The organism is Caulobacter sp. GW821-FHT10A10 (genome assembly GCF_059415745.1).
This window is the reverse complement of record NZ_JBWKNV010000016.1, coordinates 16,046-42,141: the sequence shown is the minus strand read 5'-3', so window position 1 is coordinate 42,141 and position 26,096 is coordinate 16,046. Positions and strand designations below refer to the sequence as shown.

Below are 26,096 nucleotides of genomic sequence, written 5' to 3'. Positions count from 1 at the left end.
GCGCGCCATGGCGACCGATCGCACGCCCGCCGTCCTGATCAAGGCTCCGCCGCTCAAGTCGCAGAGCCTGCGCCTGGGGATCGGCGCGGCGCCCGTCCGGCTGAAGGCCGAGCCTTTGTTCGAGCACATCTCGCAGCCGGCCGGCGAGGGCGAGGGTTTCGCCGCGACCGGCGACGGCGGGGCTGAATGGCAGAAGCTGAGCCTGGAGCAGGGCGACGACCGCAATCTGTGGGACCTGTGCCACGCCCTGACCCGCGACGGCGCGGCAGGCCTGGGCGCGGCGGGCGGCGGCCCGGTGTTCGCCGAGCCCGATCTCGAGCAGCAGTGGTCCTATCCCGCCCCGCCGCCGGCGATGGGCGCGGCGGCCCCGGCCTGCCGGCCCCAGCCGACCCCGCAGCGGCGCAACTTCCCGCATGTCGACAGCAACAATCTGTGGTTCCGGGACGCCGCCCATTCGGGCTTCGACCCGGCCAGCCACCAGACCGGCGCCGGCGTCCGCATCGCCCACATCGACACCGGCTACGACCCGACGCACAGCCAGCTGCCCAAGCACCTGCGCCTGGACCTGCAGCGCAACTTCGTCGACCGCGACCATCCGCGCGACGCCAGCGACCGCTCAGAAGGCTGGTTCGTCCAGGACGGCCACGGCATGGGTACGATCTCGATCCTGGCCGGCCCGGACTATGGCGGCGCCCCGGGCGCGGAGGTGGTGCCGATCCGCATCGCGGACCGGGTGGTGCTGTTCCGCTCCAGCACCTTCGCCCAGGCGCTCGACTATGTTTATGGCCTGCGCAACGACCCGAAGACCCGCATCGACGTCATCACCATGAGCATGGGCGGCCTGGCCTCCCAGGCCTGGGCCGAGGCGGTCAACCGGCTGTACGAGGCCGGCATCTTCATCGTCACCGCGGCGGGCAACAACGACAACAACTTCCCGACCCGCAACGTCGTCTATCCGGCCCGCTTCAACCGCGTGGTCGCCGCCTGCGGGGTGATGGCCGACGGCTCGCCCTATGCCGATCTCGGCCAGGGGCGGATGGCCGGCAATTACGGCCCCGACAGCAAGATGGGCACGGCCCTGGCGGCCTGCACGCCCAACATTCCCTGGGCCGTCGGCGGCTGCGCCGACCTGGTCGACTGGAGCGGGCAGGGCACCTCCTGCGCCACGCCGCAGATCGCGGCGGCCGCGGCCCTGTGGATCGCCGAGAACCGCGCCAAGCTCGACGCCTATCCCGAAGGGTGGATGCGGGTGGAGGCCGTGCGCAAGGCGCTGTTCTCCAGCGCCCGCCCGGGCGCTCGCACCACCTTCGGCGCCGGCCTGCTGCGCGCCGACAAGGCCCTGGGCGTCAAGCCGGCGGCGGTCAGCTCGCTCCGGAAAGCGCCCGCCGACGATGCCGCCTTCGCCCTGATCCGCCTGGCCGCGGGCCTTGGCGCGGCGGGTGGACCGCCGGTCGATCCGGCCGTGCAGCGGATGCTGGAGCTGGAGATCCTGCAGCTGTCGCAGTCGGCCGCGATCGAGGCGATCATGCCTGATCCCGCCGAGCCGCCGGACACCGAGACCGGCCGCCGCAAGCTGCGCGAGGCCCTGGCCGACCAGCCCCGCGCCTCGCGCCGGTTGAAGGCCTATCTGCGCGGGTCCGACAGCCGCACCGTCCAGCCGCCGGCCGCGCCCGCCGCGCCGGCGCCCGCTCCCGCCCTGGGCGACATGGAGCGGCTGCACCTCGATCACGCCCTGAACCCGACCGTGCGCGAGCCGCCCGGCCGCCGGCTGCGCGTCTACGCCTTCGACCCGTCGTTCAGCGCCTCGCAGGACACCGCCGGCATCAATGTCGCGCGGCTGGAGGTGCCCTGGGACGCCAATCTCAAGCCCGGGCCGATCGGCGAATATCTGGAAGTCATCGACGTCGATCCGGTCAGCGACGCGGCCTATGCGCCGGTCGACCTCAACCATCCGCATCTGCTCAGCCAGGACGGCCTGTCGCCGAGCCCCGCTGACCCGCGCTTCCACCAGCAGATGGTCTATGCGGTGGCGATGAAGACCATCGGCCATTTCGAGCGGGCTCTGGGGCGCACGGCGCAATGGTCGTCACGCAAGCTGAACGAGGGCGACCTGCCGACCCTGACCTCCCCCGAAGACAGGGGCGACGCGGGCAAGCCGCCCAAGCGCCGCGAGCGCGAGGAGTACGTCCAGCGCCTGCGGATCTATCCCCACGCCTTCCGGGGCGCGAACGCCTATTACAGCCCCGACCGCAAGGCGCTGCTGTTCGGCTATTTCCCCGCCGCCGGCGGCGACTGGCGCGGTTCGCCCGCCGGGCAGATGACCTTCAGCTGCCTGTCGCACGACATCGTCGCCCACGAGACCTCGCACGCCCTGCTCGACGGCCTGCATCCGCGCTATCGGGAATCCACCCACCCCGACGCCATGGCCCTGCACGAGGCCTTCGCCGACATCGTCGCCCTGTTCCAGCACTTCACCCTGCCCGAGGCGCTGGAGCACCAGATCGGCCGCAGCCGGGGCGACCTGACCGGCGGTGGTCCGCTGGTGCAGCTGGCCGTCGAGTTCGGCCGCGCCACCAGCCGCGAAGGCCAGTTCCAGAAGGCCCTGCGCGAGGCGGTCGACGGCCTGTCGAAGGAGAAGCTGTCGGAGCTGCAGGGCGCCGCGCCCGAGCTGCCGATGGAGGCGCACGATCGCGGAGCCATGCTGGTGGCCTCGGTGTTCGACGCCTTCCTGACCCTCTACGCCGCCCGCCAGGAAGAGGTGATCGTGCTGGCCACCGGCGGCAGCGGCGTGCTGCCCGAGGGCCAGCTGCCCCAGCCCCTTGTCAAGGCCCTGGCGCGGGTGGCCGCCAAGCTGGCCGAGCAGTTGCTGAACATCTGCATCCGCGCGCTCGACTATTGCCCGCCGGTCGACGCCACCTTCGGCGACTATCTGCGGGCGATGATCACCGCCGACCGCGACGTGGTGCCCAACGACGTGCGCGGCTATCGCCTGGCCCTGATCGCCGGCTTCGCCAAGCGCGGGATCTTCCCGCAGAACGTGCCGCACCTGTCGCCCGGCAGCCTGGTCTGGGAGGCGCCGCCGCCGGTGATCACCACGGCCTCGCGGCTGCTGCCCAAGCTGGATCTCGGCTGGAACCTGCGCAACCGCCGCCAGAAGGCCTGGAACCTGTCGCGCGACAACGCCCGCGTCCTGCACGCCTGGCTGTCGGGCCGGCGCTGGGAGAACGGCGCCTGGGTGCAGGTGCCGCTCGACGAGCGCGCCACCGACCTGGAGCTCAAGGCCTTCGGCCTCTACCGCGACGAGGGCGCGCAGAAGATCGACTATGTCGAGAACGGCGAGACCTTCAGCGAGGAGGTGACGATCGGCAAGATCGAGGTCCACTCGGTGCGGCCCGCCCGGCGGATCGGCCCCGACGGGGTGACGGTCAGCGACATCGTCGTCGAGATCACCCAGAAGTGGACCGACAGCGGCGGCGTCACCCGCCGGGGCGGCTGTACGGTGCTGTTCGACCTGGAGAGCTACCAGGCCCGCTATCTGATCCGGAAGCGGGTGGCCAACCTCGCCCAGGCCTGGGCCGAGACGGCCGCGGCCCCGCCGCCGCGCGGGACCGGCCACGTCCGCAGCGCCTATTTCGGCGTCATGGGCGACCGCGAGCCCTTCGCCATGCTTCACGACTGCTGTTGAGACGGGGAGGGCGAGCGTGACCGATCACCGCGCCAAGGTGAGGATGTATCGCCACGGACTGGGCGACTGCCTGCTCGTCCGCTTGGCGCGCGACGGCGACCGGGATTTCAACATCCTGATCGACTGCGGCGTCATCCTCGGCACCAAGGACGCCCGCGCCAAGATCAACGCCGTGATGGAGAACGTCGTCGCCGAGACCGGCAACGTCATCGACCTCCTGGTGCTGACCCACGCCCACGGCGACCACGTCTCGGGCTTCCTCCAGGCCGAGGCGATCTTCCGCAAGCTCGAGGTCGGCCAGGTGTGGATGGCCTGGACCGAGGATCCTGACGACAGCTTCGCCAAGTCGCTGCTCGACGCGCGCGGCCGGCGCGGGGCGGTCGACGCCCTGCAGGCGGTGGCCGGCCAGATGCAGGCGGCCGGCGACGCGGCGGCGGGCGAGAAGATCGCCGGGCTGATGGACTTCTTCGGGATCGACGACGTGTCGTTCGGGGCGGCCGGGGGACGGGCGACCACGGAAGACGCCGTGCAGGTGGCGCGCGAACTGGCGCCGGAAGGCAAGCTTCGCTACTGCAAGCCCGGCCAGGATCCCTACCGGCCGCCGGGCGCCAAGGCCCGGATCATGGTGCTGGGACCGCCGCGCGACCACGACCTGATCCGCAAGTCGACGCCCAGCAAGAAGGCGCCCGAGACCTTCGACATGGCGCTCGACGCGCCGGGCGGCGCGCCGCCGCCGGGGATCGAGGGGCGGCCGTTCTCGCCGCTGTTCACGATCCCGCTCGACGTGGCCCGCGCCGAGGTGAAGTTCTTCCAGGACAACTACTGGAACCAGGCCGGAGCGTCCGGCTGGCGCGGCATCGACGACGTCGGCTCCAGCGCGCTCGACTTCGCCATCAAGCTCGACAACGACACCAACAACACCAGCCTGGTGCTGGCCATCGAGCTGGACAGTCCAGGGGGCGGCGGGGGCGATGCGACCGGCCGTGACGTCCTGCTGTTCGCCGCCGACGCCCAGGTCGGCAACTGGCTGTCCTGGAAGGACGTCAAGTGGACCAAGCCCGAGGGCGAGGCCGAAGACGTCGAGGGCCTGGACCTCGTGCGCCGCACCATCGTCTACAAGGTCGGCCACCACGGCAGCCACAACGCCACCTTGAAGGACTACCTGCTGTCGATGGAGCGCCTGCGCATCGCGCTGAACCCCGTCGACGAGGTGATGGCCGGCAAGAAGCACTGGGACCACATCCCCTTGCCGTCGCTGGAGGAAGCCCTGCGCAAGCAGGCCAAGGAAGCCCTGGTCCGCGCCGACGAGAACGGCGTCAGCGGTCCCGACATCGTCGAGGATCCGCTGTTCTACGAGGTGACGGTCTGAAGACCCTCCCCTGAAGGGGGCGGCCCGGAGGGGAGAGTTCCTTCGGCCTTCCTCCACTCCAAACAAACTCGCCTCCCTCGCCCTCGTGGCGAGGGTCCATGCCGGCGACCGCTCAGACCTCTATCGTCCTGCAAAGATTTGAGCGGCTGAACGATGGATCCTGGGCACAGGGCCCAGGAAGGCGAACCAAAAAGGCCCTCCTTCTCTGGTGGACGGGGAGGCGCGCAGCGCGTCTCGAAGCCGTTAGATGAGAAAGGAGAGAGGGTGGAGGCCCGGCCCGGAATCGAACCGGGGTGCACGGATTTGCAGTCCGCTGCGTCACCACTCCGCCACCGGGCCACCGGGTCGACACAAGCTGCGTCGGCGAAGAGGGCGGATGGCTATCAGACGGCGGCCGCGCTCGCAATGGCCAACTTCGCTTCGTCCCCAGTATCACTTCTGGCGTGGCGGTTTGAGCGCGCGCCCCGCCATCAGCAGGGTTCCGGCGTGGTTGGCGTGGGCGGCTTCCGCCAGGGTCTTGGCGGCGTTGCGCACCTCGTCCTGGATCGCCTGGTCGGCGTCGAGCGCCTCGTGGTTGGTGGCGTAGGGCTGCCAGTAGCCGATGTAGCGGTCGAGCTCGGCGTTCACCCCGGCCGGGACCAGGTCCATGAACCTCAGCCAGTCCGACAGGCTGCGGCGCACGTTCTCGGCCCCCTCGACGTCGCCGTGCACGACGACCGAGAACACCCGGCCCTCCAGGTGCTTGGGATAGTCCCAGCCGGCCAGCTCGATCGCCTTGGCCTCGTCGGCCTTCTTGCCGTGGGTCAGGGTCGGATCGGGATTGCCGCCGTCGGCGCAGACCAGCCGGTCCATCATCAGCTTCAGCGGCGAGCTGACCTGGTACCAGTTGACCGGGGTGATGATCATCACCCCGTGGGCCTCGACCCACATCGGGTAGATGGCGTTCATCCAGTCGTCGACCTGGCCCAGCGAGTAGTTCGGGTAGCATGAGCACGGCCAGTGGCAGAGCGGGGCGGCGGTCGAGAAGCAGGCCTTGCAGGGATGGATCGCCCGGCCGAACTCCGAGGTTAGGCGCGACAGGTCGAGGATCTCGACGGTGATGTCGTCGGCCTCGAACACCTCGCGGGCCAGCTCGGCGAGCCGGAACGACTTCGACATCTCGCCGGGGCAGGTGTGCTCGCTGCGGGAGGAGGCGTTGACCACCAGCACCCGGCAGGGGCCGTCCTTGTCGTCGTGGCGGGCTTGCGCGGCCTCGACGTCGGCCTTGGCCCGCAGCCAGTCGACGGCCATGTCGTAGTCGGGGTCGTGATAGCCCGCGCCGGCCTTCTGGGTATGGGGCGCCTTGCGGTGGTTGTCGTAGGCGTCCCAGGCGGCGTCGGCGATCTTGCCGAGTTCCGCCTGCAAGGGCTCGAAGGCCGGATCGACATAGCGCGAAAGAAACCGCTGTCGGAACGTCGCCTCGTCGAGCCGGGGGCTGGGCATGCCTTTGCGAGGCTCGGGAACGGGCTTGGACATCACGGCTCCTGGCCGGCGCGTTGCGGTGCGCCGGTTCGGAGCCAACGGAGCCGCTAACCTCGCGGTTCCTCGCGCTGCCGTGTCAGGTGCAAGCCGGCGATCAGGGCCAGAGTGACCAGCGCCAGGCCGCCGGCCAGCCAGACGGCCGGGCGTACGTCGTGCTCGCCGACGATCAGGGCGGCCAGCAGCGGGCCCGTGGCGCAGCCCAGCAGGCTGGCGCCGGGGCCGAGCAGGGCGGCGCGCCGGCTGGGGTCGGCTTCGATGGCCAGGGGCGTCAGGAACGGCGAGGCGAACAGCCAGGCGAAGCCGAACAGGCCCGAGGCCGCCAGGAAGGCCGGGGCCGGCGGCAGGGCGGCGAACACCAGCAGGCAGGCCGCCGCCGCGATCACGCCCACGGCCAGCGACACGAACCACGACACCCGTCCCGCCAGCGCCGTCGCCGCCGAGCCCCCGGCCACCTGGGCGGCCAGCGAGATCGAGAAAGCCAGGCCCGCCACCTTCGGCGCGTGTCCGGCCTGGCGCGACAGCGGCTCGGCATAGATCCACAGCGCCAGGATGAAGGCCTGGAAGCAGAACACCGCCAGCAGCGCGACCCAGCCGCGGGGGCTGGGCAGGCCTTTAGGGGCGTCATCGGCCTGCGGCAGGGCGGTCCAGGCGCGCGGGGCCAGGAAGCCCGCCGCCACGGCCGAGGCGGCCAGGCCCGTCAGCACGACGAAGCCGCCGTCCGGCCCGAACCGGTCGATGACCAGGGCGCTCAAGGTCGCCACCACGGCCAGCTGGATCAGGGTCTGGACGGTCAGGTAGATCCCCGACCAGCGATCGGGGCGCGGCGAGCGCACGATCATGCCGGTCACCACCCAGATCAGCGCTCCGGCCGGCAGGCCCGCGGCGGCGCGGACCAGCACCAGCCACCCGCCGTCCACCTGGGTCGAGGCGAGATTCAGCGCCGCCAGGAAACAGCCGCAGGCGATCGCCGCCGGTCTGAGACGTTTCGCGCCGAAGGCCGGGCCCAGCAGCGCCGCCCCCACCCCCATGGCCGCCAACTCGGCCATGCCGGCCAGGCCGATCTCCATGGCGCTGAGCCGTCCGGCCGCCTCCAGCCCGCCCAGCAGCAATGGCCCGACGCCGGGAAACAGCACGCCCACGACGCCGATCCATAGCACCGCCAGTCGCTGCGCCAGGCTCGGGGCAGGGCCTATCCAGGCGTCGGCCGGTGAAGTCTCGCCGCTCAATAGCGGGCCCGCAGATAGACGCCGTAGGTGCGCGGCGGTCCCATGCTGAAGGCGTCGAAGCCCAGGCCCTCGATGGCGGTGATGTCGAGGATGTTGGTCTCGTCGAACAGGTTCTTGCCCCACACGCCCACTTCGTAGCGGCCGCCGTCCAGCTTCCAGCCGACCTGGCCGTTGACGAAGGTGCGGGCCTCGTCGCTCAGCCGCTCGGTGTTGGCGGTGTCGAAATAGACCTTGGAGCGATGGGTGAAGTCCAGCTGGCCGGTGAAGTCGCCGACCGGCAGCGGGTGCTCGTAGCGGATCGCGCCGTTCAGGCTGAGCTTTGGGGCCGAGGGCAGGCGGTTGCCCGAATAGTCCTCGCCCACCGAGACGAAGTCCTCGTACTCGGCGTGCAGCAGCGAGGCGCCCAGGGTCAGGGAGAGGCCCCGCATCGGCCGGGCCTCGACCTCGGCCTCGGCGCCGTAGACGCGGGCGGCCGAGGCGTTGGTGAAGTACTGCACGGTCAGCAGGCCCCGCTGGATGGTCGTGTAGACCTGCAGGTCCTTGTAGTCGTAGTAGAACGCGGCCGCGTTCAGGCGCAGGCGGCGGTCGAGGAACTCGCTCTTGGCCCCGACCTCGAAGGCGTCGACGGTCTCGTCGTCATAGGGCTCGAGATCGGCCTCGTCGGCGGTCTGGCCGGTGAAGAAGCCGCCGCTCTTGTAGCCGCGATTGTAGGTCGCATAGAGGTTGGCGTCGTCGGTCAGAGCGTAGCGCAGGCCCAGCCGCCCCGACAGCGACTTGAAGCTCTTGTCGCCGTCGTGAACGAACAGGGTGACGAGCCCGTAGTCGACGTCGCTGACATAATGGATGCTCTTGTCGTCGACCGAATAGCGCAGGCCGCCGGTGAAGGTCAGGCGCTCGGTCAGGTCGTAGTCGAACTGTCCAAACACCGCCCAGCTGCGCGACTTCAGGGTCAGGGGCCAGCCGAACACGCCGATGCTGTTGGCCGGATCCATGCCCGTGGGGTTGTCCACGGTCGGATTGCGCAGGTCGGACAGCACGTCGTAGTGGCTGTCGTTGGAAAGGTCGTCCTTGGCCCAGTAGAGGCCGGTCACCCAGCGCAGCGGACCCTGGCCGTTCGACTGCAGGCGGAACTCCTGGCTGGCCGTCTCCTGCAGGGCGATGTAGCGGGCGCTGATCACCTGCAGCGGGTTGGCGTCGGTGTCTTCCCAGTCGTCGCGGGCGGCGCGCTGGTAGCTGGTCACCGAATAGAGGGTCATGTCGCCCAGGTCGTAGGAGACGTTGGCCGTCGCCCCGAACAGCTTGACGATGTCCTTGCCCTCGAACCGGTAGTCGCCCTCGTAGAGGTCGCCGCTGGTGTTGGCGTAGCCCAGCGCGTTGGTGCACTGGCCCGACGTGTAGAAGCCGGCCTTGCAGAAGCCGTCGGCGCCGGTCGCTTCGGCCGTCTGCGGCAGGATCGAGCGGTTGTAGGTCCAGATCGAGCCGCCGCGCGACTGGTTCAGGCTCAGCGACAGGTCGGCCGTCAGCTTGTCGTCGGGCTTCCAGCGCAAGGCCGCGCGCAGCGCCCAGCGGTTGGCGTCGTTGCCCTTGTTCCCGGTCAGCCGGTTGGTCGTGTAGCCGTCGTTCTTGTCGTAGAGGCCGCTGATGCGGAACGACAGGTCGTCGCCGGCGATCGGGCCGCCGAAGCCGCCCTGGGCGTTGATCGCGTTGAAGCGGCCGTACTCGACGGCGATGTCGCCGCCCGGCGTGCTCGACGGTTTCTTGGTGACGACGTTGATCGCCCCGCCGGTGGTGTTGCGGCCGTAGAGCGTGCCCTGCGGCCCGCGCAGCACCTCCACCTGCTCCAGGTCGTAGAAGCCGGCCAACTGGGCCAGGGGCGAGGCGATGTAGACCCCGTCCACATAGACGCCGACGGCGCTGGCCGTGCCGGGGTTGAAATCGTTGACGCCGATGCCGCGGATGAACATCCGCGGGTTGGCGGCGTTGTCGTCGGTCTTGATCTGCAGGCCGGGCGCCAGGCCCGACAGGGCCAGCACGTCGCCGACCCGCTGGTTCTGGAGCTGGGCGCCGGTCATGGCGGTCACCGAGACCGGCACGTCCTGCAAGTTCTCGGCCCGTTTCTGGGCCGTGACGACGATCTCGTCGAGTGCGACCGGCGCGGCTTCATTTGCCGTCTGGGCCCGAGATGAGGTCGCGACCGCCATCAAGGCGACAGTCGCGACCCCGGCGAACACTTGCAGCTTGCGCACTACAACCCCCCGCATGTCCGTACGAGGAGGATGCTAGCTATAACTATCGTTTTGGCAAGCGCCGTTCGACGAGTTGGGTTCGGCTATTTGTTTCCTGCCTTCGCCAGGGCGGCGGCGACCTCGGCGCGGGCCATGTCGATGTCGAAGCGGAAGGCGGGCGAGCGGTGCTCGGCGGCGTAGATCACCGCGCCGGCCTGCAAGCCCGCCTCTGTGGCGCTGACCGTGTGCGAGCCGCAGATCCAGCGGCTTTCGGCGTATTCCCGGCCGCGCGCGTAAAGGGCGTCGGCGCGCGAGGGCGCGACCTCGGCCAGGATCATCGCCACGTGCTCGCCATGGGCCGAGTGGCCAGACGGATAGTCGGGATTGCCGGCCAGGTGGTCAGTCTTCGCTTCGCAGACCGGGGCGGCGTCCTTGCCGATATAGGGGCGCTTGGTTCCCCAGAAGGTCTTGGCGGTTCCCACCACCGAGCGGTCGTCGCCGGCCCGTTCGAGCAGGGCGGCCAGGACCGGGGCTTCCTGCGGGGTCAGGCGCACGCCGAGGGCGTCGGCGAAGTGGTCGAACATCGAGCCCTTCACGTCGGCGGTCGCCAGCGCCCAGCGCGGGGTGTCCTTCAGCGATCGGCTGGCGTCGAAGATCGCCGCGTCGGCGACGGCGCGGGGCGAGCCCGGCGCCGGCGGAGCGGCCAGCACCTTGGTCAGGTCCGGGCGCTGGGCGGGGGCGAGGTAGCCTGTGGCCGGGGCGCCGGCCGTCATTTCCAGCGGGCCGTCGCAGCCCTTGGGCGCGCGGACGGGGTTGCAGGCGGCGGCCTCGCCGCCGGGCAGGCGGACGGTGTAGTTCCAGGCCAGGCGCGGGTCGGCCCACAGATAGTCGGTCGAGACGTACTGGGCGCCGCTGGTCAGGGCGGCCGTGCGCTGGGCGACGTCGCCATTGCGGGCGGCCCAGGTGTCGGCGTCGGCGCGGGTGCGCACGATGAAGCCGGCCTTCACGGCCGCGGCGATGCGGTCCTTCTGGGCGATGGGGTCGTTCAGCGTCAGATAGGCGGCGGCCGGCGAGGCCTCGTCGGTGTTGACGAACATCGCCCGGCCTTCCAGCGAGGCGCGCTTGCCGCGATAGATCGCCACCTTCTCGGGGCCCTCGTCGAGGGCGAAGAACACCTTGCCGCGCGCGGCCTCCAGCGTCGGCCAGCCGCCGGCCAGCACCGCCTCGCGCAGGGTCGGCTTCTTGCCGCGCACCAGGTCGGGATCGATCAGCCGGTCGGGGCCGAACACGCTACGGATCTCGGCGTCGAGGGCGTCGAAGGCCTTTTCGTCGAAGGGCAGGGGCGTGACGCCGCCCGGCACGGTCGCCGCGCCTTCCTTGGCGTTGAGCATGATCAGGATCGGCGCGTGGTCGCGGTGGGCGTCCGACCAGGCGCGGACTTGGCTCAGGCACTCGACGAAGGTCACGCAGGAGCTGCGGAAGTCGATGTCGGGCATGTGCAGCGTCTTGAAGCCCGGCTTGGCCAGGGCTTCGGCGACGCGCGGCGACAGCACCGTCCCCCGGCCCAGCGCCGTCAGCGGCTTGGCGTAGAGGCCGCCGGCCGGGTCATTGACGACGTCGATCTCCAGCTGCCGGGCGCCGGCGTCCAACTGCTGCGCCAGGGGGCGGTGGGCGTAGTCGATGGCCAGCACCGGCTGGCCGCGCGCGGCGACCATGGCCGCCAGCTCGTCGGCGGGAATGGCCTGCTTGTAGGAATTGTGGGTGCCGACGGCCGTCAGGTCGTTCATCCGCAGCGGGGTGTCGCTCGCCGCCGCCATCGCCATCACCGCCACCAAGCCGAACATGGGCCGCACTCCACCAGAACAAGCGGCCTCTCTAGCGGCGCCGCATGACGGTTAGACGTCAGTATCGCCGCCCCGATTTGCGACCGATACGCAACAAAATCGTGGATAGCCGGCCGCCAAACGCTCGCTTCATACGCTCGTTATCAAACTCGTAACACGTCGTCACAATTTCGCCCTAACCGCCCCGCCATCGCGCCGCGGCCCGCTCTCTGGAGGCCTCCGGCGATCCAGTTGCAGGGGGTCTCATGTCCACCACCAAGAAGGCGCTGTCGCTCGGCGCCGCCTCGGCCGTCCTGGCCTTCGCCATGCTGACGGCTCCGGCTTACGCCGCCGAGGTCGCTGCCGACGCGCCGATCGCCACCGCGCCGGCCGACGACGCCAGCGAAGTCGACGCCATCGTCGTGCAGGGCTTCCGCAAGTCGCTGGGCGTGGCCCGCCAGATGAAGCGCGACAGCAGCATCGTCGCCGACGTCATCGTCGCCGAGGACATGGCCAAGTTCCCCGACCTGAACCTGGCCGAGTCGCTGCAGCGCCTGCCGGGCGTGGCCATCAACCGCGAAGCCGGCGAAGGCCGCCGCGTCTCGCTGCGCGGCCTTGGTCCCGACTACACCCGCGTGCAGCTGAACGGCATGGAAGTGCTGGGCAATGTCGACTCGCCGATGGACAGCCGCGGCCAGACCTCGCGCGACCGGGCCTTCGACTTCAACATCTTCGCCTCGGAGCTGTTCTCGAAGATCGACGTGCGCAAGTCGTTCTCGGCCGAGCAGGACGAAGGCGGCATGGCGGGCACGGTCGGTCTCTACACCGCCAAGCCGTTCGCCTATGACGGCCGCAAGATGGCGCTGTCGCTGCAAGGCGGCACCAACAGCGCCACCGAAGACTTCCAGCCGCGGATCGCCGGCATGTTCAGCCAGAACTTCGACGACAAGTTCGGCGTGCTGGTCTCGGTGGCCTACTCCAAGCGCCAGGTCGAGGAGCAGGGCTACAACACCTACGGCGCGGGCCAGCAGAAGGCCGTCGCCGCCAACGTCGTCAACCTCAGCGCTTCCGACGCCCTGAAGGCCACCAACGGCGAGCTGATCTTCCAGCGCGGCAACCGCCTGTCGGTCTGGGGCGCCGACAACGAGCGCCTGGGCGTGACCACGGCGCTGCAATGGCGCCCGGTCGAGACCGTGACCCTCACGCTGGACGGCCTGTACGGCAAGTTCTCCAACGACCGCAGCGAGAACCACCTGGCCACCCGCGCCAGCGTCGGCTCGACGATCCTGGGCGCGGCCACGCCGCACTCGGGCGTGACGACCGCCGCGCCGGTGCTGCGCTCGATCCAGTACGACCAGTACAACACGATCATCTACGCCGACGTCGCCAACACGGTGTTCGCCACCGAAACCCGTCGCCAGGAGACCGAGAACACCTTCAAGCAGCTGGTCCTGACCGGCGAGTGGGAGGTTTCCGACAAGCTGAAGTTCGACGGCCACATCGGCCAGGAGACCTCGGACTACGACATCCCGATCTCGGACAAGTTCTACACCGAGGCCTTCGGCGACCTGATCACCGACTACCGCGGCGAGACGGCCAAGAACATCTACGGCTGGGACACCACCGACCCCAACAACTACCGCGCCCACGAGATCGACTTCTCGGCCACCTACCAGACGACGAAGCTGAAGAACGCCGAGTTCAACGGGTCCTACAAGTTCGACGACACCTTCACCCTGAAGGGCGGCGTGTCGTTCCGCGGCTTCGAGAATTCGGGCTACACCCAGACCAATGACGACGTGAACAAGACGGCCTGGGAAAAGGGCACGCTCGATGACCACGTCAACAGCTACTACAAGATCTTCCGCGAGCACGACGACCAGTCCTGGCTGATCGTCGACTGGAACAAGGCCCTGGCGGCCTACAACGTCACCCGCACCCTGGGCGCGCCCAAGTCGATCTACGCGGTGCAGGAAGACACCAACGCCGGCTACCTGCAGCTGGACTGGAAGACCGAACTGGCCGGCATGCCGCTGCGCGGCAACCTCGGCGCCCGCGCCTACGACACCGAGTTGACCTCGACCGGCGTCATGGCCGTGCGCGGCGTCAACACCCCGACCACCGTCAAGAAGAGCTATTCGGGCGTCCTGCCGGCCTTCAACGCCGTGCTGGAAGTCACCGACCAGTTCCAGATCCGCGCCGCCGCCGCCCAGAACATCAACCGTCCGTCCCTGGCCGCCTACGCCATGAACGGCTCGATCAGCGTCGACGGCTCGACGGTGACGGTGTCGAGCGGCAATCCGAACCTCGACCCCTACACCTCGGACGAGTTCGACCTGTCGGCCGAATGGTACTTCGGCAGCATCGGCATGCTGACCGCCGGCGTCTTCCACAAGAAGATCGACAACCTGGTCAGCAGCACGACGACCAACGCCCTCTATTCCGACACGGGCCTGGCCGAAGGCCTGGTGACGGGCGTCACCGCCTCGACCCCGGTGATCTACACCCGCTCGGTCAACAACGCCTCGGCCACGCTGAGCGGCCTGGAGCTGAGCGCCCAGAGCGACTTCTTCTTCCTGCCCGGTCCGCTGAAGAACCTGGGCATGGTCGCCAACCTGACGCTGATCGACTCCGAGACCACCAACAAGATCAACGGCAAGGACGTGAAGGGGCAGATCTACGGGCTGTCGGACGTCAACACCAACATCACGCTCTACTACGAGACCACGAAGTGGGGCGCGCGGGTGTCGTCGAACTACCGCTCGGACTACACGATCGACAGCGGCGGCTTCGAAGCCACCACCTACGTCGATGCGGCCGCCTTCTACCAGGTCAGCCCGCGCATCCGCCTGACGCTGGACGGGGTGAACCTCACCGACGAGCGCGAGGCCCAGTACAACAGCTTCTACGTCTACAACTCGACCACCGGCGTGAACGTGACCCAGCCGGGCGCCCATCGCCTGTGGAACCACACCAAGAGCGGCCGGACCGTCTTCTTCGGCGCCAACATCCAGTTCTAAGATCTAGGTCAGGACTGAAAGAGCAACGCCCCGGAGCCGCAAGGCCCCGGGGCGTCGTCGTTCTAACCGAACAGGGGCACGGGACCGCGCCCGCCGCCGTTCCAGGTCGCCCAGTTGGGGAAGACGTAGGGCAGGTCGGTGGCCGACACGCCGTACCACTGGGCGATGGCCCCGACATATTCCTCGACCGCGATGGTCGGGATCCAGCGGCCGTCGTTATAGGCGTCGTCGGGCCCGCCGAAGGCGGTGTCCGGATAGGCGCCGTGCACCTTGCGCGAGGCCAGGCCCGCGCCGAGCACCAGGTGGTTGGAGCCCCAGGCGTGGTCGGTGCCGCCGCTGGCGTTGGATTTGAAGACCCGCCCGAAGTCCGACATCGTGAAGGCGGTGACGTTGTTGGCCAGGCCCAGCGCCTTCATGGCGTTGTAGAAGCCGGCCAGGGCCATGGCGAGATCGGCGTAGAGCGAGGCGTGGGCGGCGACCTCGTTGGTGTGAGTGTCGTAGCCGCCCTGGCTGACGAAGAAGGTCTGCTTGGCGTGGCCCAGGGTGTTGCGGGCCTCGATCATCCGCGCCGCTCGCAGCAATTGGCGCGAGATGTCGCTGGTCAGGGCCGCGCCGGTGGTCGGGTTCTTGAAGTACTGGTCCACCACCGAGGTGGTCGAGCTGATGATGGTGTTGGCCGTCACCGCCTGGGCGTAGGCCGACGACATGCCCCGGCCGGTCAGGTCGGTCACCGCGCCGAACGCCGAGGCGTCCGAGAAGGTGTTCAGCGCCGCCTGGCGAGCCACGACGGCCGCGTCGGTGCTGGCGGCGTTGTAGCCGGTGCGCGTGATCCCGCCGCTCGAAGGCAGGATCAGCGGCGACTTGCGGCTGCCCAGCAGGGCCAGCTGCGAGCCGGCGATCGAGACCAGCGGCGGCAGTTCTGCCGCTTCCGAGCGGTCGAGGATGCGGCCCATGTAGCCGTCGAGGTTCTTTTCGCGCGTCCGCATGCCCTGCCACTGGTTCTGCTGGTCCTCGTGGGACATCAGGTTCAGCGGCCGCAGGTCCGGGCGGGTCTGGTAGAGGCTCTTGGTCAGCGGCTGGAACAGGGTGCCGGTGTTGAGCACGACGCTCAGTGCGCCCTCGTCCCAGGCGGTCTTCAGCGGGGCCATGGCGGCGTTCAGGCCGAAGGCCGTGCCTGTCAGCGGGACCAGGCTCTCCTGCTTCAGGGCGATCGAGCCGCGCTGGCTGGCGTAGGCGGCGTAGCGGTCGTCGGTGGGGACGACCATGTTCCAGGCGTCGTTGCCGCCGAACAGGAACACCCCGACCATCGCGCGATAGCTGGAGGTGTCGGCGATGGCGGCCGAGATGCCGATCTGGGTCAGGGCGGCGGTGGCGGAGGCGCCGGCCAGCAGCCGGCCGAAGTCACGTCGGGAAAGGGTCATGGCTCAGCGGTCGACTTGGAATTGCGGGGACGAGGCGACGATGTAGAGGGCGACCTGCGCCCGCTTGCGCGCCTGGACGGCGGGGTCGGTGTTCTTGACGGCGGCCATGGCCGACGACAGCGCGCTGCGCTGGGCCGAGGTCATGGTGCCGTTCAGGAACACGAGGTCGATGCGGTCGAGCATCCTGGCCTCGTCGGCGGCCAGGGCCTCCCATTCGGTCCAGGGCAGTTCGACGGCGGTCGAGCCGGTGATGGTCGACTGGACCTTGAACTCGGTGCGCGTGGCCTCGCCGGCCATGGTCCAGTCCCAGGCCAGGTTGTGGCGGGCGATCATGGTCGAGGTGGTCATCAGCTTGCTGACCGGGCTGGCCTCGCCCGAGCCCAGCGGCAGCGGGAAGTCGTAGGGGTAGAAGTTGAACACCGAGGTGGCGCGGAAGGGCATCTGGCCGAGGGCGTTGTCGCGGTAATAGAAGGCGTAGCCGTCCGACTTCAGGCCCATGCCGCGGGCCAGGCCCGTCAGGAACAGCACCGGCTCCTTGACCTTGCCGGGCGTGGCGGCCGAGCCGCGGGCCTCGGTGTCGGTCAGGATGGCCTTGATCACCGCCTTCATGTCGCCGCGCACGCCCGCGCCGTTGTCGGCGAAGACCGCGGCCACGCGGCCCACATAGGCCGGCGACGGGTTGGCCAGCACTAGCTGCTGGATCAGCCGCTTGCTGATGAACGGGGCGGTGTTGGGGTGGTTGAAGACGGCGTCGACCACCGTGTCGACATTGGCCTGAGGCGTGGCGTCGGCCGGGATGGTGACGCCCAGGAAGGTCTTGGCCTTGGTGTCGAACCTCACCGTGCTGACGACCATCGGCTTGGAGTAATCGAGCTTCGTGCCGTCGGTGACGGCCGCGCCGTCGAGGCGGGCGTAGGTCCAGCCCGTCAGGGCGCGGGCCACTTCCTTGACCTCGGCGTTGCTGTAGGTGGCGATCACCGCACCGTCGGCGCCGGTCTTGGTCGTGCCGTCGGCGTTCAGCAGCACCGTGCCCACCGAGAACAGCTGCATCAGTTCGCGGGCGTAGTTCTCGTTGGGGGCCGACTTGTTGCTGTCGACCATGTCGAGGAAGTTGCCCATGAACGGGTTCAGGGTGACCTCGCGCAGGATGTCCTTGTAGTTGCCGAACGCGTTGCTCAGCAGGATCTGGTTGAAGGTCGCCAGGCCCGCGGTGGTGTGCACCTCCAGGTCCGAGGCCACGACGATCTGCGACAGGGCGAAGGCCACGCGCTGGCGCAGCTGGTCGTCCTTGCTCATGGCGTTGGAATAGAACCGCATCGACATCGGCAGGGCGCCGTAGTTGTCGCGGTTGCAGTTGCTGAGGTCGGTCCCGGTCAGGCCCGAATTGGCGCAGTAGTTGGTCGCTACCGGCTTGGCGGCGATGTCGGCGTAGGTGCTGCCGCTCAGGGCGAACTGCTGGTCGATCCAGGCCGAGGCGCTCTTGGCGGCCACGATCTGGTCGATCAGGGCCGGCGTCGGGCCGAAGGTGGCCTGCTTGGCCAGGCGCGCGGCCTCGGCCGCCGAGATCACCACGGGCGCGGGCGGGGTGGTCGGCGTGGTGCCGCCGCTGCTCTGGGGCGTCGACGACGAGCCGCCGCCTCCACCGCTGCCGCCGCCGCAGGCCGAGAGCACGAGGGCGAGGCCTACCCCCGCCGTGGACGCCAGAAGTTTCATACGCATTGCACAGAGGTTCCCGGTCACGCCCGCGGAACGGGCGCGTTGAAGCTGGTGATGAGGTGGATGGAAGCGGCCGCTATCGGTCGATGAAGACGATCTCCCGGACTGCGCGGACGCCGTCCTGGCGATGGAGCTGGACGAAGACGTCGACGACGCGTTCGACATGGTCGATCACGTCCTGGCGTCGCAGGTTGGCGCCGGCCTGGAGGGCCATCAGCGCCAGCTGTTCGATGGCCCCGCGCGGGTCGTCGGCGTGGACCGTGGTCATCGAGCCGGGGTGGCCGCTGGAGACGGCGCGCAGGAAGCTGAACGCCTCCGCGCCGCGCAGCTCGCCCAGGATGATGCGGTCGGGCCGCAGGCGCAGCGAGGCCTGCAACAGGTCCTCGGTCCCGACCCGGGCCTGGCCCTGGTCGCCCTTGGCGGCCACCAGACCGACCGCGTTGGCGTGGACGAGGCGGATCTCGGGCGCGTCCTCGATCAGGACGAGGCGCTGGTCGCGCGGCACTTCCTTCAGCAGGGCGTTGAGGAAGGTGGTCTTGCCGGTCGAGGTGCCGCCGCTGACCACGATGTTCTTGCCCGCGCGCACGGCCGCCGACAGGAAGCCGCGCACGTCGCCGGCGTCGAGCAGGGCCCGCAGGGCCGCGTCGGGCCGGACCAAGGGCGTGGTCGCGCGGTCGAAGGCGCCGGCTTGGGCGTAGTCATCGAGCGACAGGTCCGAGACCACGTGCTTGCGGATGGCCATGACGATCCCGCCGCGCGTCGCGGGCGGGGCCACCACCTGCACCCGCGCGCCGTCGGGCAGCACGGCCGACAGCAGAGGGTGCTCGCGGCTGACGCCCTGGTGGACCAGGGCGGCCACCTGGCGCGCCAGGCGCCACAGGTTGGTCTCGTCCAGCTCGGGGGCCGCGACCTTGGCGACCGCGCCGCCCAGCCGCTCGACCCACAGCTCGCCGGGGCCGTTGACATAGAGGTCGGTCACCTCCGGATCGGCCAGCCACGGCGCCAGCGGCGCCAGATAGGCCTCCAGATAGACCCCCATCGGGGCGTGATGGGTCATCGTGCGGCGCTCCGCACGCTGGAGAAGTCGAGGTCGCGGGCCACGAAGATCGTCACCGGCGCGCCCTGCGGCGTCTTGATGGTGGGCGAGGTCTGGGTGGTCTTGGCGCTGTTGGCCAGGTTGGCGGCTTCCGACACCGAGCCGATGTAGATCTGCGAATTGGCGCGGGTGTTGCTGACGGCGGCGACGCCGGCGCTCAGCACCGAGGTCAGGATCGAGCCGCCGAACCGCGTGAAGAAGTGGCGGTCGACCTTGCCTTCCAGCCCGCCGCGGCCCAGCGGGTCGGCGGCCGGCGAGCCGATCTGGATCGACACGCCGTCGGGACGGATCACCCGGGTCCAGATCACGAAGACGCGCGAGGCGCCCTGGGCGACGCCCGACTTGTACTGGCCGATCACCCGGCTGCCGCGCGGGATCAGCACCGTCGAGCCGTCGAAGCTCTTCACGTCGCGGGTGACCATGGCGCGGGCCAGGCCCGGCAGGTCGGAATTGATCGCCGTCTCCATGACCGCCGGGATCACCGCGCCCTGGGGCACGACGGCGTCGAGGTTCTGCATGGCCGTGGCCTTGGCCGGGGTCGCCTCGTCGAGACTGACCTTGTCGCCGAAGCCGTCGCCCGCGCCGGCGGCGGGCGCGGCGGCCTCGCCCTTGTCGCCGGCCGGACGCAGCGCCGAGGGCGCGCTCAGATCGACGACCAGGGTCGGGGCGCGGCGACGGACGGACTCGTCGGCCGGCGCCGGGACCAGCAGCGGCGCCGGCGTGCTCGGCGGCATGAGCTCGCCGCGCGTTGGTTCGGGGGCGGGCGTCGGCGCGCTGTTGTCGACGGTGAACTGCGGACCGGGGATCGCGGCCGGCGGGGGTTCGACCTTGGCGACCTGGGCCAGCGGCGCGGCGGCCGCCGGCGGCGAGGCGACGGGCTGGCGCTGGCCGGCGTCGGCGCGGTGGCTCGACAGCCAGACGAACACGGCCACGCCGAACACGCCGAAGCCGACCATGATGGCGAGGTTGGAGACGCCGCCGCTACGGCCGACCACGGGCCGGGCCTTGGCGTCGGCGCTCGCCAGGTCGTCCTGGACCTCGGGCGTCAGGCGGGGATCGATGTCGTGGGTCATCGGGCGCTCCCCGTCGTCAGGTCGCGGCGCCAGGCGGTGTTGACCACCGTGGCGCTGGCCTTGTCGCTGCGCAGCACGAAGCGCGGCGCCAGGCGGTCGACGACCAGGTAGCCGTCCTTCACGAGAGCGTTGGCCAGGCCTTCGACCCCGTCCGGACCGATGACGAAGATCGCCGGCAGCTCGGCCTGCTCGGGCCAGGCGAAATAGGTGGCGCGGCCGTCGTCGAACACGCGCGAGGGGGCCACGGCGGGGGATCCTTCGATCGTGTAGGCCGTGTTCTGGGCGCTCGGCGCGACCGGGCGGACCGGCGCGGCGACGCTCGGATACTGGAACCGCACCACATAGGCCGCGTCGCTCGTCGGCGCGCCGGCGGGGGCGATCGACAGTTCGAAGACGTAGCGGCGGCGATCGGTGACCACGGTCATGTTCGTGGCCGGGGCGCGGTCGACGGGCTTGAGGAACAGCAGGGTGGCGCGCTTGTTCGGCGTCACCTGCCAGCCCAGGGCGTCGCCGATCGAGACGTTCTCGATGCGCTCGTCGGGGCCGAACTCGATCATGGTCTGGAAGCCCATGAACCCGGTCAGGCGCTGCACCCGGTCGGCGTCATAGGGCAGGGTGCGGATGTGCGGGTCGGCCGCCGGGGGGCGCACGACGGCCGAGGCGACCGGCTGGGCCAGGGCCACGGCGGGGGCGACGAGGCCGCAGACGATCGACAGGGCGAGAAGCGGACGCTTCACGGGCGATACTCCGAAACTGGAACGCGGGGTCACTGGTCTCTCCGGGTCCCGGACGCGGTGCGGCGGGGCGAGGCGGGGCGGCGGTAGCTGGCGCCGAGCGGGACGGCGGCCGTGGCTGTGGAGGGGGCGGACGAGGCCGACGGCGCGGGGGCCGAGCGGTCGGACACCACGGTCAGGCGGCGCGGGCCGATGGTCGCGCTGGAGGCGGCGGTCGCGGCCTGTTCCTCGCGCCGGGCCTGGGCGGCGGCTGCTGCGGCGACATGGGCGGCGCGCGAAGGCGGCTCCAGCGGCGCGGCGGTCTGGCCGACGTCGATCGAGGGAGACGCCGCCTGGTCGCGGGAGCGTTCGCGCGGCAGGCGCAGGCCGGCGGCCATGACCGAAACGGCGATGGCGGCGGCGGTGACGACCAGGGCGAACACCAGGCTGAGCACCAGCACGGTGACCGCCGGACCGATGTCGAGCTCGGCGAACTGCTGGGCGGTCTTCATGGCCGCCAGCGCCTTCAGCGACGGGGTCATCATCGCCAGTTCCAGCGCCAGGCCCAGGGTGGCGACCATCGGCAGCAGGGCCAGGGCGATCATCGCCTTGATCCAGCCCTCGACGAGGCCGCGGGTGGCGTCGAACAGCAGCAGGCCGGCGACCAGCGGGGCCAGGCCCAGCAGCACCGACAGCACCACCTTGCAGGCCAGCACCGCGCCCAGGCTGGTCAGCAGCATGACCAGGCCGCCGACATTGGCCGCGAAGGCGGCGAAGCCCGGGCCGCCCTGCAGGGCGGAGTCGCGCGCGCCGGCGCGGCTGGCGAAGTGTTGGGCGGCCTGCTGCAGGACGTCGTAGGCCGATTGCAGGCGCAGATAGGGATCGGCCTTGCCGGCCTCGCCGCCCAGCTGGCCCAGCAGCAGGGCGCCCAGTTCGGCCGGGGCCTTGAAGAGGGCGTCGTAGGCCAGGGTTTCCAGCAGCGCCCAGTTGGTGGCCAGGGCCACGACCAGGGCCATCTTCACGACGGCGATGGTGGCGTCGCCGATCCGCAGGGAGCCGCGGCCCAGCACCAGCCGGTAGCCCATGAAGGCGACATAGACGGTCATCAGCACCGTCAGCAGGGTCGAGACCGGCGAGCCGGGCGCGGCCAGGGCGGCGTAGCCGGCCTGGGCCAGGCCGTGCACCTGGCAATCGACCGAGCCGATGAGGCCCTGAACCAGAGCCGCGTCAGCGGCGGGGCAGGCTACAGGCGTCATGCGGCGTCCCTCACCAGCTTGGCCATCCAGGCCTCGGGCGCGTCGCCCAGATGTTCGCGCAGGGCGTCGAGCCGGCGCACCGTGCTCTCGCGGCCCGACAGCACCGTCAGCAGCTCGGGCGAGCCGGAGAGGTTCAGGCGGGCCACGACGCTGTCGGTCCCGTGCTTGATCAGGAAGCAGCGGGCGGTGTCGGGCAGGCTGCGGACCAACTCGAACTCGTGCTCGGTCAGGCCGAAGCCCTCGCAGTAGTCCTTCGCCTGGGCCTTGGGATTGGCCATGAAGATCTGGGTGGCGGCCTGCTCGACGATGGCGCTGGCGATCCGGCTTTCCAGGGCGTCTTGCGCGCTCTGGGTGGCGAAGCCGACCAGGCCGTTGCGCTTGCGCAGGGTCTTTTCCCAGTCCTTGATCCGGGCGACGAACACCTCGTCGTCCAGCGCCTTCCAGCCCTCGTCGACGACGATCAGGGTCGGGTGGCCGTCCAGACGCTGCTCCACGCGGTGGAACAGGTACATCATGGCGGGCGTGCGCAGCGCCGGGTCGTCCAGCAGCTGGGTCATGTCGAAGCCCAGGGTGGCGGCCGACAAATCGAGGCCGTCCTGGGCGTTGTCGAACAGCCAGGCGTGCTCGCCCGCGCCGTGCCACGGCGCCAGGCGCGCGGCCAGATCGGCGGCGTCCGGACGGCGCGCGCCCTTGAACAGCTCGGCGAAGAACCGCAGGCGGCGCAGTTTCGGCGCCTGATCGTAGTTGGCGTCGACCGCGTCTTTGATGCGGGCCAGGTCGTCCGGCGTCAGGCTCTCGCCCGGGCGAACGACCAGTCGCGCGATCCAGTCGGCGAGGAAGCGGCGGTTGGCCGGCGTGTCCTCCAGGGCCAGCGGGTTGAAACCCGTCGCCTGGCCCGGGCGCAGCACCTCGTAGCGGCCGCCGATGGCGCGCAGGAAGATCTCGGCCCCGCGATCCTTGTCGAAGAAGACGGTGCGCGGCGCGTACTTCTGGGCCTGGGCCAGCAGGAAGTTCAGCACCACGGTCTTGCCCGAGCCCGACGGGCCGATGATCGTGAAGTTCCCCAGATCGCCCTTGTGGAAGTTGAAATGGTAGGGGCCGGCCGAGGTGGTCTCCAGCAGCGTCACCGCCGGGCCCCAGTGGTTGCCCAGGGCCTTGCCGACCGGGAAGTTGTGGCCGCTGGCGAAGCCGGCGAAGTTGGCGGTCGAGATCATCGCCCGGCGGGCGATATCCTTGAAGTTGCCCGGGAACTGCGCCCAGAAGGCCGGCTCCAGATTGACGTCCTCGCGCACGGCGATGGCGCCCATCTCGGTGAAGGCCGACAGCACCTCGGCGGTGGATTGGTCCAGGCCCTCCAGGCTCTCGCCGCGCACCAGCACCGACAGGTGATGCTCGCCGAAGGCGGCCCGGCCGCTGACCACGTCGTCCTTGGCGCGGATCAGGTCGGCCTTCAGGCTGACGCCGTCGTCGTCGGCCGCGCGCATGCGGCGCAGGGCCAGGTTCATCTTGTCCAGCGTCGGCTGGCGATCGACGAAGCCGAAGCTCTGCGTCACCACCATCTCGCACGGCAGGCGCAGCAGGTCGTCCAGCATGCCCGGCGTGGTCTGGGCGGGGTAGTCCTTGACCGAGACGATCGAGGAAAAGCCGCGCGCCAGGGCGCCGGCCCGCGACAGCTCCAGCGTCTCGTGGCCGAAGCTGACCCGACGATAGGGCAGGTACTCGCCCGCGTCGCCTTCCGGCGCCAGAACCGGGCGCATCTCGCCGTTATAGAGGCAGGACAGGAATTCCAGCGGCTCCGAGCTGGTCCCGTTCGAACCCTCGTATTGGCCCAGCACCCGCGCGCCGTAGGGAGCCAGGGCCGAGACCAGGCTGTCGCGGGCGGCGTCGAGTTCGCGGCGGTCCTGGGTCTTCTGGCCGGCGCTTTGCGCGGAGCCCTTGGCCAGGCGCAGGGCCTTGTCGATCAGCCCGCCCTGGCCTTGCAGCGGCCGGCGCACGATCGTCAGGAAGAGGTCGTTGACATAGAGCTTGCGGCCGGCGAGGCGCTCGCTCCAGTCGGCGTCCACCTGCCTGCTGAAGGCGTCGGAGAACTCGCCTTCCGTACCGACCCTGGCCTCGCGGCGGATGATGTGGTGGTAGACGGCGAAGCGCGAGCTGGCCAGGCCGCGCAGCATGACGTCGCGCACCGCCTTGCGGTAGTTCAGCGTCTCGCTGTCGGCCGTCTCGAACGGCAGGCCGGCCAGGTGGATCACCTGCAGCAACAGCCCGTCGCGGGTCTCGATCGTCCGCGCGTCCAGGTGACGGGCGTAGGGCAGGCGCTTGCCGGCCGACGCTTCCTTTTTCGGATTCACGGTTGGTAGCTGTTGCATCGCCAGGCCCGGAAATTGGGAACGCGGGGGCAGCGGCTGACCTTGGCCAGCCACAGGTCGAAGATGCGCGGTTCGCGCAGGCAGGCCGCATAGCCGATCGCGTGGACCACCAGCGCCGCGAGCAGGGCCCAGAACGACTTGGTGATCAGGAAGAGCTCGGTCGTGACCACGCCGTTGACGACGAAGTAGCTGTAGGTCACGCCGGCGAACATCTGGGGCCGGGTCAGGGCCCCGAACACCACGTCGCGATCGAGGGGGGCGGCCATCGGGCTTTACGCGCCCGCCGCGGTGCGGATGCCGCTGACGATGGTGGTCGCGCCGAACAGGATGAAGCAGCCCAGGATGACGGTCGCGCCGTAGCGCCAGTTCATCCGGCCGGTCAGCATCATGAAGCCGACGGCGGCCACGGCCATCACCGCCACGGCGGTGGCGACGTTGCCCATCAGGGTGCCTTGCAGCCAAAGCACGCCCGACAGCACGGCCGACGAGCCTTGCGGGTCGGCCAAAGCGACTTGGGATTGGGCGGCCTGGGCGTGAGCCTGGCTGGCGGCGGCGAGGAGGGTGGTCGCCAGGGCGGCGGCGCGAACGCTTACAAGTTTACGCATCAGTTGGGGGCTCCGAGGGCGGGGAGGGCGAGGGCGGGCGCCGCCACGGCCATGCGGCCGAGGATCGAGGCGACATAGGCTTGGGTCTCGGCGTAGGGCGGCACGCCGCCGTGCTTGAGGACGGCGCCGGGGCCGGCGTTGTAGGCGGCCAGGGCCAGCTTCACGTCGCCGCCGAAGCGGTTGAGCATCTGGCGCAGGTACATCGCCCCGCCCTTGATGTTCTGGGCCATGTCCGAGGGATCGACGCCCAGGTCGCGGGCGGTGGCCGGCATCAGCTGCATCACGCCCATGGCGCCGCGGCGCGAGCGGGCGGCGGGGCGGAAGCGGCTCTCGCGCCAGGCCACGGCCTCGACCAGCTTGGGATCCAGGGCGTAGTCGGCGGCGGCGGCGTGCAGTTCGCGCCGGACGGCCTCACTGGCCACGGTCTCGACGACGGCGACGGGCGGCGGCGCGATCGCCTGGGCCGTCTCGCCGTCGAAGACGGCCGCACCGTCGAAGCGGGTGACCTGACCCTCGTCGCCGATTTCCAGAACCTGGGCGGCGGCCGGGGCGGCGAGCAGGCAGCAGGTCGCGATGGCCGCCAAGCTCATGGCCTGGCGGGCGAGATCGAACGTCATCGACGCTCCCCCGTACAGCTATGGTTAAACGATATGCTTAATGCATCTGTATAAGGCTCGCCTGAATCGCGTAATGCGGCAGGACAGCGCATGAGGTAGCCAGTTATCTATGTCGAAAAGTCTACGTATGAAGTTGTTTCAAGTTAATCGGCGTTAAGTATTTCGCTCTTTTACTTATGCTGAAGCTTGCCAGCGTGATGGCGATAACGGTCAAGCTTGGCCGATCATCCGAGGGCGGACTTCGAGCGAGACGCAAGGGGCGTCCTCACGCGTCCGAGACGGCCCGAACGGCGATCGCGAAGCATCGCCGCGATTGTTTCCGTCCAGTGATGGTGCTGCACAACTTAGGCCTTAGGAGCCCTGC

Annotated in this window: 17 protein-coding genes, 1 tRNA gene and 1 pseudogene; 3 read left to right on the top strand and 16 right to left on the bottom strand. The window is 69.9% G+C overall.

Features of this window, described 5'->3' with window-relative positions; all coding sequences use genetic code 11:
- Positions 1-7 precede the first annotated feature (7 nt).
- Both AC07NS_RS26345 and AC07NS_RS26340 read left to right on the top strand, forming a co-directional pair.
- Entirely contained in the window at positions 8-3,685 is a 3,678-nt protein-coding gene (locus tag AC07NS_RS26345; RefSeq protein WP_494608147.1) for a S8 family serine peptidase, read from the top strand.
- A gap of 16 nt (positions 3,686-3,701) precedes the next feature.
- Positions 3,702-5,054, top strand: a complete 1,353-nt coding sequence (locus AC07NS_RS26340) for an MBL fold metallo-hydrolase (protein WP_494608145.1) — start codon at positions 3,702-3,704, stop codon at positions 5,052-5,054.
- Between the two features lie 265 nt (positions 5,055-5,319).
- Here AC07NS_RS26340 and AC07NS_RS26335 read toward each other — a convergent pair.
- From AC07NS_RS26335 to AC07NS_RS26310, 6 genes and pseudogenes are all read right to left on the bottom strand, one after another.
- Positions 5,320-5,393 (bottom strand) — tRNA-Cys (locus tag AC07NS_RS26335).
- Between the two features lie 93 nt (positions 5,394-5,486).
- The gene (locus AC07NS_RS26330; protein WP_494608144.1) at positions 5,487-6,569 is read right to left on the bottom strand and encodes a flavodoxin family protein; all 1,083 of its coding nucleotides are present in this window, start codon (positions 6,567-6,569) and stop codon (positions 5,487-5,489) included.
- Between the two features lie 53 nt (positions 6,570-6,622).
- The gene (locus tag AC07NS_RS26325) at positions 6,623-7,801 is read right to left on the bottom strand and encodes an MFS transporter (protein WP_494608142.1); all 1,179 of its coding nucleotides are present in this window, start codon (positions 7,799-7,801) and stop codon (positions 6,623-6,625) included.
- Positions 7,798-10,047 carry a TonB-dependent receptor gene (locus tag AC07NS_RS26320; protein WP_494608140.1) on the bottom strand — a complete coding sequence of 750 codons (2,250 nt, stop codon included), beginning with the start codon at positions 10,045-10,047 and terminating at the stop codon, positions 7,798-7,800. Before AC07NS_RS26320 ends, AC07NS_RS26325 begins: the two co-directional genes overlap by 4 nt.
- 83 nt (positions 10,048-10,130) lie before the next feature.
- Positions 10,131-10,610 (bottom strand): phosphatase PAP2 family protein, encoded by a 480-nt coding sequence (locus tag AC07NS_RS26315; RefSeq protein ID WP_494608156.1) that lies wholly within the window; start codon positions 10,608-10,610, stop codon positions 10,131-10,133.
- Between the two features lie 198 nt (positions 10,611-10,808).
- Positions 10,809-11,870 (bottom strand): annotated as a pseudogene (locus AC07NS_RS26310) (phosphatidylinositol-specific phospholipase C1-like protein); the annotation flags it as partial.
- Positions 11,871-12,115: 245 nt separating this feature from the next.
- On the opposite strand from AC07NS_RS26310, the gene AC07NS_RS26305 reads away from it, so the two are divergent.
- The gene (locus AC07NS_RS26305; protein ID WP_494608138.1) at positions 12,116-14,869 is read left to right on the top strand and encodes a TonB-dependent receptor; all 2,754 of its coding nucleotides are present in this window, start codon (positions 12,116-12,118) and stop codon (positions 14,867-14,869) included.
- A 62-nt stretch (positions 14,870-14,931) separates the two neighbouring features.
- Here AC07NS_RS26305 and AC07NS_RS26300 read toward each other — a convergent pair whose 3' ends face one another.
- The 10 genes from AC07NS_RS26300 to AC07NS_RS26255 form a co-directional block, all read right to left on the bottom strand.
- Positions 14,932-16,290 carry a DUF1501 domain-containing protein gene (locus AC07NS_RS26300; protein WP_494608136.1) on the bottom strand — a complete coding sequence of 453 codons (1,359 nt, stop codon included), beginning with the start codon at positions 16,288-16,290 and terminating at the stop codon, positions 14,932-14,934.
- A 3-nt stretch (positions 16,291-16,293) separates the two neighbouring features.
- Positions 16,294-18,009, bottom strand: a complete 1,716-nt coding sequence (locus AC07NS_RS26295) for a DUF1800 domain-containing protein (protein ID WP_494608134.1) — start codon at positions 18,007-18,009, stop codon at positions 16,294-16,296.
- Positions 18,010-18,082: 73 nt separating this feature from the next.
- Positions 18,083-19,063 carry a P-type DNA transfer ATPase VirB11 gene (gene virB11, locus AC07NS_RS26290; protein WP_494608132.1) on the bottom strand — a complete coding sequence of 327 codons (981 nt, stop codon included), beginning with the start codon at positions 19,061-19,063 and terminating at the stop codon, positions 18,083-18,085.
- Positions 19,060-20,175 (bottom strand): TrbI/VirB10 family protein, encoded by a 1,116-nt coding sequence (locus tag AC07NS_RS26285; RefSeq protein WP_494608130.1) that lies wholly within the window; start codon positions 20,173-20,175, stop codon positions 19,060-19,062. Before AC07NS_RS26285 ends, virB11 begins: the two co-directional genes overlap by 4 nt.
- Positions 20,172-20,912 carry a TrbG/VirB9 family P-type conjugative transfer protein gene (locus AC07NS_RS26280; protein WP_494608128.1) on the bottom strand — a complete coding sequence of 247 codons (741 nt, stop codon included), beginning with the start codon at positions 20,910-20,912 and terminating at the stop codon, positions 20,172-20,174. The genes AC07NS_RS26285 and AC07NS_RS26280 overlap by 4 nt, the downstream gene beginning before the upstream one ends.
- A 29-nt stretch (positions 20,913-20,941) precedes the next feature.
- Positions 20,942-22,144 carry a TrbL/VirB6 family protein gene (locus AC07NS_RS26275; RefSeq protein ID WP_494608127.1) on the bottom strand — a complete coding sequence of 401 codons (1,203 nt, stop codon included), beginning with the start codon at positions 22,142-22,144 and terminating at the stop codon, positions 20,942-20,944.
- Positions 22,141-24,492 carry a VirB4 family type IV secretion/conjugal transfer ATPase gene (locus tag AC07NS_RS26270; protein WP_494608125.1) on the bottom strand — a complete coding sequence of 784 codons (2,352 nt, stop codon included), beginning with the start codon at positions 24,490-24,492 and terminating at the stop codon, positions 22,141-22,143. Before AC07NS_RS26270 ends, AC07NS_RS26275 begins: the two co-directional genes overlap by 4 nt.
- Positions 24,489-24,776: a VirB3 family type IV secretion system protein gene (locus AC07NS_RS26265; RefSeq protein WP_110121867.1), complete on the bottom strand. Its 288-nt coding sequence runs from the start codon at positions 24,774-24,776 to the stop codon at positions 24,489-24,491. Before AC07NS_RS26265 ends, AC07NS_RS26270 begins: the two co-directional genes overlap by 4 nt.
- 6 nt (positions 24,777-24,782) lie before the next feature.
- Positions 24,783-25,115 (bottom strand): TrbC/VirB2 family protein, encoded by a 333-nt coding sequence (locus AC07NS_RS26260; protein WP_494608124.1) that lies wholly within the window; start codon positions 25,113-25,115, stop codon positions 24,783-24,785.
- The gene (locus AC07NS_RS26255) at positions 25,115-25,732 is read right to left on the bottom strand and encodes a lytic transglycosylase domain-containing protein (protein ID WP_494608122.1); all 618 of its coding nucleotides are present in this window, start codon (positions 25,730-25,732) and stop codon (positions 25,115-25,117) included. Before AC07NS_RS26255 ends, AC07NS_RS26260 begins: the two co-directional genes overlap by 1 nt.
- Between the last annotated feature and the right edge of the window lie 364 nt (positions 25,733-26,096).